The organism is Stenotrophomonas sp. 05L44_2, from assembly GCF_056665995.1.
The window spans coordinates 1-3338 of record NZ_JBFTNR010000717.1; the positions used below are offsets into that span (position 1 = coordinate 1).

The 3338-nt window shown below is 60.2% G+C and carries 1 protein-coding gene and 1 pseudogene; both read right to left on the reverse strand.

Features of this window, described 5'->3' with window-relative positions:
* Positions 1 to 383 (reverse strand): RHS repeat-associated core domain-containing protein (locus AC1VAN_RS19730; RefSeq protein WP_480986528.1); only part of this gene is annotated, 383 nt, incomplete at its 3' end.
* A 1731-nt stretch (positions 384 to 2114) separates the two neighbouring features.
* Positions 2115 to 3338: pseudogene (locus AC1VAN_RS19735) on the reverse strand (RHS repeat protein); the annotation flags it as partial.

The following is a 3338-nucleotide window of genomic DNA, read 5'->3' on the forward strand; positions in this document are numbered from 1 at the left end:
GTGTAGGGATTGCTGTTGGCGTACCAGTAGCGATTGAAATTGTCCCCGCGTGGTCGAGCAGCCACCGGGTCGACCGATAGAAAGCGTCCGATTGTCGGATCATAGTAGCGCTGCTGCATGTAGTTAAGTCCCGTCTGGGCATCCGACACTTGGCCGGTGAAGCCTGGCTGATCATCGCTACCTGCAACGAGCATGGATCCATATGGGTCATAGAATGATTCAGCTATCAGATTTCCGGATGCGTCCGACTCTGCCACCGGGGTCCCCAAGGCATCGGTATGCACGTATGTGACTGTCGCCTGTGCATACACTTCAGGACTGAGCGCCCCGCACATCAGCATCAACGAGATCATGTGGCGGGTAGCTATGCTGGCTCGATTCATTCGCACTACCCTCCAGTTGCGGAAACGGCGGGGGCCCAGGCCGAGCACCCTATGGGCTTGCATGCTCTCACTTGGAACGTAGCGCCTGCAGGAACGCCCGTGTAGTCGATCTGCACCGACGTTGCAGGCCCCGAATAGGCCCCCCTTCCTGTGACTTCGTACCAGGCAGCCCCGGCCACTGCATTCCAGCTGACGAAGTAACGCACCTGCCACGGCGGGAATGCATTGGTAACCACGAAGCGCGCGGTGAGTCCGGTTGGTGTTACAGGCGGAACATTCACTGCCACCGCAACTGAGCCACTGTAGCCGCTGCATCCCCCTTGATTGCATGCGGCGACCCGGTACGCATAGGTACCATCGCCGCGACCGGAGATCACCGCAGAAGTACTTCCGCCGCTATAGACCGCCGTCCATCCTCCGCCATTCGCGCTCTCTTCAACTACATAGCTATTGGCTCGATCAACCGCGTTCCAACTGACCGTGTAACTGCCGGTGCCGGAACTACCCGGACCGAATAGCGCCGGCTCTGACGGTGGTCGCATCACTACCACGTTCAACGCCGGCCCCTGCGGCCCGCAGCCCCCATCGTTGCAAGCTGCAATGCTGTAGCTGAGGCTTCCATTTGCGCGCCCAGTCAATGTCGCGCTGGTGCTGCCGCTATTGAGGATGGCATTCCACCCACCGCCGGATACGCTTTCGAAGAGCCGGTATGTCGTCGCAAGGGGAACCGGCGACCAGTTCAGAGCGACACTTCCATCATTGGATAGAGTCGGGCCGGACAGATTGGAGCTGCCTGTCGGAGCACGAACGACCCGCACAGTCGCGGGGCCAGTACTCGGCCCGCACCCGCTGCTGTTGCAAGCGGACACGCGGTAGGCGTAGCTTCCGTCTGGCTTCTGTGAGAATTCTTTCGCTGTCGCTGCGCCTGTTGCTGCCACGATCCAGGCGGAGCCACCGCTGCTTTCTTCCAAGTGGTAGACGCTCGAGCCGGATACTGAAGACCAGGAGACGGTGTAGGCACCGTTCGCAGACAGTGCGGGAGCACTCAATCCAGCGGGTGATTCTGGGACGCGCAGCACCTGCACCGACGCCGTTGCACCGTACTCACCGCAGCCGGCGGCATTGCAGGCACGTGCGCGGTAGGCAAATGTGCCGTTGGGCTTGCCGGCAAAGGAGCGAGAGAGGATGGCGTCATTCTGGATTTCGGCCCATCCACTTCCTGTTGTGGACTCCTCCAACCTATAAGTCTGGGCGCCGGCCACTGCTGGCCACGAGACGCTGTAGTTGCCGTCTATTGAGAGCCCAGGCGCGTTTACGGAGGGCCCAGCTGAAGGGAGCGACTGGACCGAAGTGATAGCAGTGGCACTCCAGCCGCCACAGGCCGTAGCGCGACAGGCTCGCACACGGTAGCCGTAAGACCCGCCAGCCCTGCCGGTCACTTCTCTCGTCCTGTCAGGCCCGGAATAGATGTTGGACCACGCGCCGGCGCCCGCTTGCTCTTGCAGATCGTACCGGCTGGCTTGGGCCACCTCTGACCAGGAGACCGTGTAGTTGCCGCTGGAGCTCTGAGCAGGCGCACTGACCACCGGGGTCGCGGGTGCCGTCGATGTTGTGGCCTTCGCGACCAGACTTCCATTTAGGTAGACGTACTCCACGCTACTGGCGGTGCGATCATTGTCTTGTCGACGAAGCACCCCGTCATTTCCGTAGAAGGATGCGATAGTGCCAGAGTCAGCCCTGCACGTCGAAGGCGAGCCCCACTACCGTCGAGCCGCTACTGTTGATGATGTTGGTCAGGCGATTGTTGCCGTCATACCAGTAGGAAAGATCCTTAAGGCCTTCAAGTCTGACCGCACGGATGTTGTCCAAGGCGTCGTAGCTATAAGTAAGCTGCCCATTGCCACCGAAGGCGGTTGAATGGGTGGACAGCAGGCGATCCTGCGAGTCATACGTCATCGAGCGAGTGCGCGCTGCGTTCAATCCATCGGTGATCTGCGCTACGTTGCCTGCAGCATCGTAGCCATAAGTGTTATTGAGAACCCCTGCGTCGGTAACACTGGCTGGAAGCTGTCTCCCGTTCTGTTGCATTGTGTGCACTATCCCGTTGCCGTACACAAACCGGCTCATGCCACCATTAGGGAAGTACGTGACGCTGGATACAAAGGCGCCCGCGCGTGTTGGCTGACCCAGCGCATTGGGAGCGTATTCAACGCTAAGCCCGCTTGGATAATGAACACCGGCCAAGGAAGCGTGTGGGTCGTAGACGTACCCAACCGACCGTGCAGGCATTCCCGTCTGTTCGATCGATTCTCCGGTAACGAGGCGACGCCTGTTGTAGCTGTAGGTATTCACCACCTGGCTACTACCAGCATCATTGCGCGTGGTGACTTGGGCGACCTTGCCGTCGGCGGTGTAGCTCCAGATCTGGTCACCATTGCTGTCCGGAAACGACAAGGCGAGCAGGCGATTTCGGGCATCGTACGATCTGGAGACGCGTCGCGGAGCTACCGACGCCGAGCTGCCGTCTGGCTCGCAGCCGGTACTACTCGCGAGGCCGGACGCAGACCAGGCAACGTTACCAGCTCCGTCGTAACCGACGAGCGTAGCTCCTGTCTCAGGCTCTACTGTCCGACACAGCTCTTGGGCCGCGTTATAGGAATAGGCTCGCGTAACCTCCAGGCTGCCATCTGCGCTGCCGCGGCGAATGCTCAGCGGCTTTGCGAAGGCGTCGCGATCAATGACTGTCAGCCCTCCTTCCGGTTGAAGGATCCGCGTAGGACTATCGAAGGAGGGCTGATCCAGCATGCGATACCAGGTCCGGATCTCGGCCCCCCTGGGATTGCGAGCAAGGGTGAACACGCCTGACGCGTCTCGTTGATAACTGAGTGACGTGGTGAGGTCACCCAACTCGGAGTTCTGAGTAACAGAGGTGGTGCGACCTAGTGCGTCATAGAC